The sequence below is a fragment of the Lentzea xinjiangensis genome, assembly GCF_900110955.1.
Classification (GTDB): domain Bacteria; phylum Actinomycetota; class Actinomycetes; order Mycobacteriales; family Pseudonocardiaceae; genus Lentzea; species Lentzea xinjiangensis.
Window position 1 is genome coordinate 17,817 of the sequence record NZ_FOFR01000034.1, and the last position, 9,220, is coordinate 27,036.

Here is a 9,220-nt window from a genome sequence, read left to right on the forward strand (position 1 = left end):
GAGGAACCTCCATGACACAGCACACTTCCGGCGCGCAGGACACCGCGATCGCGGTCGTCGGACAGGCACTCAGGCTGCCCGGTGCGCGGACCGCCGACGAGTTCTGGGCGAACCTCGAGCAGGGGCGCTCGTTGATCAGCGAGGTGCCCCAGAAGCGGTGGCGCGCGGCGGACTTCGCGGGTGACCCGCGCCGCGACGGCGACAAGACGGCCAGCGTCTGGGGCGGTTTCGTCGACGACGTCGAGTGCTTCGACGCCGACTTCTTCAGCATCTCCCCGCGTGAGGCCCGACTGATGGACCCGCAGCAGCGGCTGGCCCTCGAACTGAGCTGGCACGCCGTCGAGGACGCGGGCTGGCGGGCCGACCAGCTGGCCGGTTCGCGCACCGGTGTGTTCATGGGGGTGTGCCACTGGGACTACGCGGAACTGGTCGAGCAGGAGCTCCCCACGATCGACGCGTACTACCCGACGGGTGCGGCGTACGCGGTCATCGCCAACCGCGTCTCGCACTTCTTCGACTTCCGCGGCCCCAGCGTGGTCAACGACACGGCGTGCGCCAGTTCGCTGGTGTCGGTGCAACAAGCCGTGCAGGCGTTGCAGGCGGGCGACTGCGACCAGGCGCTGGCCGGTGGCGTCAACCTGGTGTGGTCGCCGCGGCACTTCGTCGCGTTCAGCAAGGCGGGCATGCTCTCGCCGGCCGGCCGGAGCAAGACCTTCGACGCGGAGGCCAACGGGTACGTGCGCGGCGAGGGCGGCGGTGTCCTGCTGCTCAAGAGGCTCGCCGATGCGCGCAGGGACGGCGATCCCGTGCACGCGGTGGTGCGCGGCATCGGCAGCAACCACGGCGGCCGCACCAGCTCGCTCACCGTCACGAACCCCGACGCGCAGGCGGAGCTGATCGTCGACACCTACCGGCGGGCCGGGATCGACCCGGCATCGGTGAGCTACATCGAGGCCCACGGCACGGGGACGCCGGTCGGTGACCCGATCGAGGTGCGCGGCCTGAAGAAGGCGTTCGCCGAGCTCGGCGACACGGGCGGGGAGCACCACTGCGGCCTCGGCTCGGTCAAGACGAACATCGGGCACCTCGAAGGCGCGGCCGGGGTGGCCGGCCTGCTCAAGGTCATCGCGGCCATGCGGCACCGCCGGTTGCCGGCCACGGTCGGGTTCGAGCGGCTGAACCCGTTGATCAGCCTGGCCGGGTCGCCGTTCCGCGTCGTCGACGAGCTGTCCGAGTGGACCGCGCCGGACGGCGAGCCGCTGCGCGCCGGGGTGAGCTCGTTCGGTTTCGCGGGGACCAACGCGCACGCCGTGCTGGAGTCCGTTCCGCCGGTCGAGCCCACACCGGAGTCCGAAGAGGACGAATGGTTGCCGGTGTCCGCGTGGGACGAGGACCGGTTGCGCGAGACGTGCGCCGGGCTGGCGACGTGGGCGCGCACGCGGCTCGCGGAGGACGTGCCGCCCTCGTTGGCCGACATCGCGCACACGTTGAGGCACGGGCGCGTGCCCTTGCCCGTGCGAGTGGTTTTCCACGCGCGGGACCTGGAGGACTGGGCCGGTCAGCTCGAAGCGTTCGCTTCGGACGGTTCGCTGCGGGGACGCGGTGTGCGGGGCCAGGCCGAGGACGAGCAGGCCGCCGTGCTCGACGAGAGCGACCTGGCGGAGCTGGCGACCGTGTGGCGGGAGCAGGGGCGCACGGAGAAGTTCGCCCGTGCCTGGGTGCGCGGCCTCCCGGTCGACTGGTCGGCCTGGCCCGCGACCGGCAGGCGGATCCACCTGCCGGGCTACGCGTTCGCCCGCACGCCGTACTGGTTCCGGCCGCTGGAAGCCGCCGGTCACCCGTCCCTCGGCCCCGGCGAGGAGGAGAACGGCGGCTGGACGTTCCCGCTGACCTTCGACGCCGGTCAGGACATCATCCGCGACCACGTGGTGAACGGCGTTCCGGTCGTGCCCGGTGTCGCCGTGCTCGGCCTCGTCCTCGCGGCCGCCGAGCGGATCGGCGGGATCGAGGTGCCGAGCGTGCGCAACGTCGGCTGGCTGCGGCCGCTGGCGGTCACGGGAACCCGGCTGGCCGTGCGGCTGCGGCTGGAACCCCGGGCCGGCGGCTTCGGCTTCACCGTTCTCGACGACGAGGGGAACCGGTACACCACCGGACAGCTCACCGCCGGCCGGTCCGGTGGTGAGGCTGCCGGTGACCTGGCGGCCCGGTTCCCGCAGCCGGTCGACGTGGGCCGCGGGTACGAGGCGCTGCGCGCCAGCGGGATCGAGCACGGGTCCTCGCTGCGCGGCCTGGACGCGGTGTCACGGGGTGCGGACGGCGTGCTCGCCCGGATCCGGGTGCCCGCGCAGGCGGCGTCCGGCTGGCTGCTGCACCCGGTCGTGCTCGACAGCGCGCTCCAGGCCGTTCTCGCCCTGGGCGCGGACGGGACCGGCTGGCGCCGGCCCGACGCGGTCGCCGTCCCGTTCGCCCTCGACGAGCTCACGCTGCTGGCACCGGCCGGCCCGGTCGTCCACGCGGTGCTCCGCGCGGCGGGGGAGACCAAGGTCGACCTCGACCTGTTCGGTGAGGACGGAACGCCGTGCGCCCGGTTGCGCGGCTACACGCACCGCCCTCTCGCGCCCCGCACGGCCGAGGGCACCCTCATCGAGGCGCACCAGGTCTGGCGCACCGCCGGACCCGCGGCTGCGACCGGTGCCGCGGGCCCGCTCGTCGTGCTCGACGCGGTGCTGGGGGAACACCGTTCACGGGAGGTCGCCGGACGGCTGGACGCGGAGGTCCTGCCGCTGCCGACGGATCTCCCGGCCGCGCCCGCCGACGCCGCGAAGGTCGTGTTCGACGCTTGCTACCGGCACCTGCGCACGCTGCTCGACCGGCCAGGACCGGCCGGCCGGACGGTGGTCGTCGTCGCGCCCGGCCGCCCCGACGACCCCGTGTTCGCTCCGCTCGCCGCGGTGCTGAAGTCGTTGCACAAGGAGAACCCGGCGGTCCGGGGCAAGGTCGTGCTGGTCGACGGTCCGGTCGACCCGGCGCGGTTCGAGACGATCGTGCGCGCCGAAGCCGGATCGGCCGACGCCGAGATCGCCTACGACCTCTCCGGTACTCGCCTGACCAGGGAGACCGAGGAACTGCCCGCCTCCGGCGGCGGTGAGTCGCTGCTGCGGGACAACGGCGTCTACTGGATCACCGGTGGTGCGGGCGGTATCGGCCGTCAGATCGCCGAACACCTGTGCACGCGCCACGGCGCGCGCGTCGTGCTGAGCGGGCGGCGGGCCGACAGCGCGGAGGTCGCCGATCTGCGGGAGCGCTTCGGCGACCGGGTCGAGTACCGGCAGGCCGACGTCACCGACCTGACGAGCGTCCGCGCCGCGGCGAAGGCGATCAACGACCGCTTCGGCCGTCTCGACGGCATCTTCCACGCGGCCGGCGTGCTCGACGACGGCTACCTCGTGACGACCCCGCTCGAAACCACCGGACCGGTGCTGGCCCCCAAGCTGACCGGCACCGCGCACCTCGACGAGGTGTGCCGGGAGCACGGCGCCGGCTTCCTGCTGCTGTTCGGGTCGGTCGCGGGCACGTTCGGCGGTGCCGCGCAGACCGGGTACGCCGCCGCGAACGCCTTCCTCGACGCCTGGGCCCGCCGGGCCTCCTCCCACGTCGTCCGCGCCGTCGACTGGCCGCTGTGGGCGGAGGGCGGCATGCGCGTCGACCCGGCGACCGAGGCCTACCTGCGCAAGACGACCGGAACCGTTCCGCTGCCGACCGCGGACGCACTCGGTGCGCTGGAACGGGCCCTGGCCACCGACGCCCCCGCACAGCGCATCGTCATGTACGGCGACGCGCCGAAGCTGCGGCGCTACTCGGGTTTGACGAAGGACGTGCCCGCCGCGCGTCCTGTCGCCGCGCCCGCCGCTGCTCGGTCCGAAGTGGACGACAAAACGCTGACGGCACGCACGGAGGAGCACCTGCGGCGGTTGTTCGCCGAGCTGACCGGCCAGGACCCGGAGCGCATCCGGGTCGACCAGAAGCTGGAGCGCTACGGCATCGACTCGCTCGTCATCGTGGACGTGACCAGCCGGCTGGAGGACGACTTCGGCTCGTTGCCGAAGACGCTGTTCTTCGAGCACGTGGACCTGCGCGGGGTCGCGGGTCATCTCCTCGCGGAGCACCGGCCCCGGCTGGTCGAGATGTTCGGTCAGGTCGAGGAACAGGCGCCGGTGGAAACCGTGGTGCCGCAAGGTTCGGAGAAGTCCGAGCCGGAGGAGACGGAGCCGTCGTGGGAGCCGGTCGCCGACCAGCGGCCGATCGCCCGCGCGGAGACCGGGCCGCGGGCGGAGCAGGGTGACCGCGACATCGCGGTGATCGGCATGTCCGGCCGCTACCCCGGCGCGGACACGCTCGAGGAGTTCTGGGAGCTGCTCAGCGAGGGCCGGCACAGCTTCGAGCCGGTGCCGCGGGAGCGCTGGCGGCAGCAGGACATCTACTACGGCGAGCGGGACGTGCTCGGCAAGTCCGTGGTCAAGATCGGGACCTTCCTGCGCGACGTCGACGCGTTCGACCCGCGGTACTTCTCCCTCTCCCAGCGGCAGGCCGAACTGCTCTCGCCGGAGGTGCGGCTGCTGCTGCAAGCGGGCGTGACGGCACTGGAGGACGCCGGCTACTCCCGCGAGACGATCCAGCGCCGGTACCAGGGCGACGTCGGCGTGCTGGTCGGCTCGATGAACAACAGCTACTCGCTGTACGGGTTCCAGAACATGCTGATGCGCGGTACCGCGACGAGCGGCAGCGAGATCGGCGTGTTCGCCAACATGCTCTCGTACTTCTACGGCTTCACCGGCCCGTCGATGTTCCTCGACACGATGTGCGCGTCTTCGTCGACGTGCGTGCACCAGGCCGTGCGGATGTTGCGTGCCGGCGAGTGCCGGATGGCTGTTGTCGGTGGCATCAACCTGATGCTGCACCCCTACGACCTGATCGCCACCTCCCAGGCCCACTTCACCAGCAAGACGGCCGACCTGTTGCGCAGCTACGGGCTCGGCACCGACGGCACGGTGCTCGGCGAGGGCGTCGGCATGGTCGTGCTGAAGCCGCTGCGCGACGCGGTGGCCGACGGGGATCACGTGTACGGCGTCATCCGGGGGAGCGGGATGACGAACGCGGGCGTGCGCAACGGGTTCACCGTGCCCAGCCCGGTGCAGCAGGCCCGCGCCATCGAGAAGGCGCTGGACGACGCGGGCGTGAACGCGCGCACGATCAGCTACCTCGAAGGCCACGGGTCGGCGACGTCGCTGGGTGACCCGATCGAGATCCGCGGCGCGACCAGCGCGTTCCGCCGCGACACCGCCGACCGCGGCTTCTGCGCGCTCGGCTCGGTGAAGTCCAACGTGGCACACCTGCTGTCGGGATCGGGCATCGTCGGCCTGACGAAGGTGCTGCTGCAGCTCAAACACCGGACGCTGGTGAAGTCGCTGCACTCCGAGACGCTCAACCCGGCGATCGACTTCACCGAGACGCCGTTCGTCGTGCAGCACGAGCGCATCGAGTGGGCCCGCCCGGTGATCGACGGGCAGCCGGTGCCCAGGCGCGCCGGTGTCACCTCGATCGGGGCGGGTGGCGCGAACGTGCACATCGTCGTCGAGGAGCACGAGCCGGTGAGCCCGCAGGTGGCCGAGTCCGGGCTGCCGCGCCTGGTCGTCTGCTCGGCGACGACCCCGCAGGCGCTGGGGCGCGTGCTGCGCGACCTGCACGCGCACGTGCTGGCCACCCGGCCCGGCCTCGACTCGCTCGCCTACACGTTGCAGACGGGCAAGAACGAGCTGCCCTGCCGCATCGCCTTCGTCGCCGCGGACACCGGGACCGTCGCCGCGAAGCTGGCCGAACTGTCCGCAGTGGACTGGACGAACGCGGTCGCGCCGGACGGCGTGTGGTTCGTGCCGAGCACGATGGGCGTGACCGACCCGCCGGAGCGGACGGAGGTGGAGAGGGCGCTCGCCGAGACGGACCTCCGCGCGCTCGCGGCGGCCTGGACCGCCGGTGCGGACGTCGACTGGGACGCGCTGTGGCCACGGGCCGCACGCCCCGCCAAGCTGTCGCTGCCCGGCTACCCGTTCGAGCGGGTCCGGTGCTGGTACCCCGGTTTCGACGACGCGCCGAGCGTGCTGGACCCCATCGCGTTCGCGCGGCGGGCGCACCCGTGGGTGGGCGTCAACGAGTCCGACCTGGGCGGCATCCGCTACCGGCTCGAACTGCGCGGTGACGAGCTGCTCGACTACGTGTACTCGGTCCGGCGCGAGCGGCGTTACGCCACGATCGCGCTGGTGGACGGTGTGCTCGCGTTCGCGGAGGTCGCGGGCCTCGGGGACGGCTGGGCGGTGCGTGACGCGTGCTGGGCCGCGCTGCCGGACCCGTCGCGGGAACAGCGGCTCACCTGGCGGCTCGGCGCGAACCGCGCCGAACTGCACGACCAGGACGGCGCGGTCGTGTTCGGCGCCGACCTCGTGGCCGCCGCGGAACCGGTGCGGCAGCGCGACTCCGCGATCGACGCACCGCTGTCGATGGATGAGCGGGCGTTCTACGCGAAGCTCGGCGAGCTCGGCGTGGACGCCCGGCCCTACGCCAGGGTGGTCGAGGGAGTAGCGGAGCTCGGCCGGCGATCGCTCATCCGCGTCGCGGAACCCGCCGTGTCGCAGGACCCGCACAAGCGACGCGTCCGGGTTCCGGCCTGGGTGCTCAACGGGCTGGTCCAGGGCGTCCAGCTCCTCACCTCGGACGCCGACGCCACGGTTGTGCGGTTGCGTTCGGCCGAGGGCGTGAACCTCGACGGCACCAGGGCGATCGTGTTGGAGAACAACGGTTCCGCGTTCGACGTGCGGTTCCTCGACGAGTCCGGGGCCGTGCTGGGCCGCTGGGACGGCGTGGAGTTCGGCAACACGCCACCGGCCGCCGTGACCGGTGCGGGCGACCGGACCGGCGAGCTGCGGGACCGGCTGACCGCCCAGGTCCGCGAGACCGTGGCGGAGCTGCTCAAGACCGACCCGGCCGACGTCGACCTCGACACGCACTTCCCGGCGTTCGGCTTCGAGTCCATCAGCCTGGCCTCGCTCGCGCAGGAGCTCGGTGGCCGGCTCGGCATCGACCTGAGCCCGGCGGTGTTCTTCCAGCACCCCAACATCCGCGGGCTCGTCGGCAGGCTGGCCGAGGAGGTCGGGACGTCCGCGCCCGCCGACCCGGCTCCCGCGGTGCCGTCCTCGCTCCCGCCCGCTCTCCCCGCTGCCCTTCCGGCAGCTCTTCCGGCAGCCGGGCAGGAAACCGACGCCGTGGCGATCATCGGCCTCGCCGGGCGGTTCCCCGGTGCGGACGACCCGGACGCCCTGTGGGAACGACTGCGCGAGGGCGCCGACCTCGTCTCGCCGTACCCGGCCGGCCGGTTCGACGGCCGCTACGCCGAGGTCGTGGCGCGCGCGGACTTCCCGAAGTTCGCGGGGCTGATCGAGGGCGTCGACCGGTTCGACGCGGGCTTCTTCGCGCTGTCGCGGCTGGAGGCCGAGCTGATGGACCCGCAGCAGCGGCTGGCGCTGGAGACCGTGTGGACGGCGCTGGAGAACGCCGGCTACCCGCCCGCGCGGTTGCCCGCCGACACCGGGGTGTTCTTCGGCGTGTCCGGTTCGGACTACCACCACCTGCTCAACGCGAGTGGTGTCGAACCGGACGGCTACACCGCGACCGGCAACTCGCACGCCGTGCTGGCGAACAGGATCTCGTTCCTGCTCGACGTCCGCGGTCCGAGCGAGCCGATCGACACCGCGTGCTCCAGCTCGCTGGTGGCCCTGCACCGCGCGGTCGAGAGCATCCGGTCCGGGCGCTGTGCCATGGCGGTGGCCGGCGGGGTGAACCTGCTGCTGAGCGTCGACACGTTCGTCTCGACGCAGGCGGCGGGGATGCTGAGCCCCGACGGGCGTTGCAAGACCTTCTCGGCGGACGCCGACGGGTACGTCCGCGCGGAAGGTGTGGCGGCCGTGCTGCTCAAGCCGTTGTCCGCCGCACTGCGCGACGGGGACAACATCCACGGTGTCGTCCTGGGCACGGCGGAGAACCACGGTGGCCGCGCGGCCACCCTCACCGCTCCGAACGCCTCGGCGCAGGCGGAGGTGATCGAGGCGGCCATGCGCGGCATCGACCCGGACAGCATCGGCTTCGTCGAGGCGCACGGCACGGGCACGGCGCTCGGCGACCCGGTCGAGGTCGAAGCGCTCACCACCGCCTACCGGAACCTGGGTGGCTCGGCCACGCGGGCGCTCGGCGCGGTGAAGGCGAACATCGGCCACGCGGAGGCGGCAGCCGGCCTGGCGGGGGTGTTCAAGGTGCTGGCGCAGATGCGACACCGCGAACTGGTGCCGGTGCCACACCTCGACCGGCTGAACCCGCACCTGAAGCTCGACGGCAGCGGGTTCGAGGTGCTGCGCGCACCGCGGCCCTGGCGGGCGCGGACCGACGCGTCCGGCGCCGAGCTGCCGCTGCGCGCCGGGGTCAGCAGCTTCGGCTTCGGCGGTGTCAACGCTCACGTCGTCCTGGAGGCCCCGCCGTCGCGACCGGAACCGGTGCCCGCCGCCGGCCCGCAGGCGATCGTCCTCTCGGCTCGTGACCACGACCGCCTCCTGGCCCGTGCCGGGGAGCTGCGCGCCTTCCTCGGCGAGAGCTCGCCGTCGCTCGCGGACCTGGCCTTCACGCTCCAGGTCGGCCGGGAGGAGATGGAGCAGCGCCTGGGATTCGTCGCCAGTGACCTCGAAGACGTCGTCGCCGCGCTCGACGCGTTCCTCGCGGGTTCCGCCAGCCTGCACACCGCCAGCCTGCACACCGGGAGCCTGCGTCGGTCACGTGGCGCGGCCGTGCGCCGTGATCGTGAGATGGAGCCCGAGGCCGTGGCCGCGGTGCGGGACGGCGATCTCGGCCGGCTTCTCGCGCTGTGGTGCGAAGGCCGCACGGTGGACTGGGTGAGCCTGCACCCGCCGGGTGAACGGCGTGTGCTCGTGCTGCCCACCTATCCGTTCGCCCGCGAGCGCTACTGGGTGCCGGCGGCCAACGCCCCGCAGGCCCCGGCGGCTGTCCCCGTGACGGTGCTCGCCGCACCCTCCTTCGACGTCGGCGCGCGCACCGCCCTGCTGGAAGCGGTCCTGGCCAACCGGGAGGGACCCGATGCACTCGCCTGAGCCCACCTCGTTCTCGG

The 9,220-nt window shown here is 72.9% G+C and carries 1 protein-coding gene; it reads left to right on the forward strand.

Annotation, left to right across the window (positions count from 1 at the left end):
• Positions 1-11 precede the first annotated feature (11 nt).
• The gene (locus BMW88_RS39185; RefSeq protein WP_089961773.1) at positions 12-9,203 is read left to right on the forward strand and encodes an SDR family NAD(P)-dependent oxidoreductase; all 9,192 of its coding nucleotides are present in this window, start codon (positions 12-14) and stop codon (positions 9,201-9,203) included.
• The last annotated feature ends 17 nt before the right edge of the window (positions 9,204-9,220 follow it).

Excerpts from the sequence above, each read along its gene's own strand:
- BMW88_RS39185 (WP_089961773.1), top strand. The coding sequence starts at position 12 with ATGACACAGCACACTTCCGGCGCGCAGGACACCGCGATCGCGGTCGTC.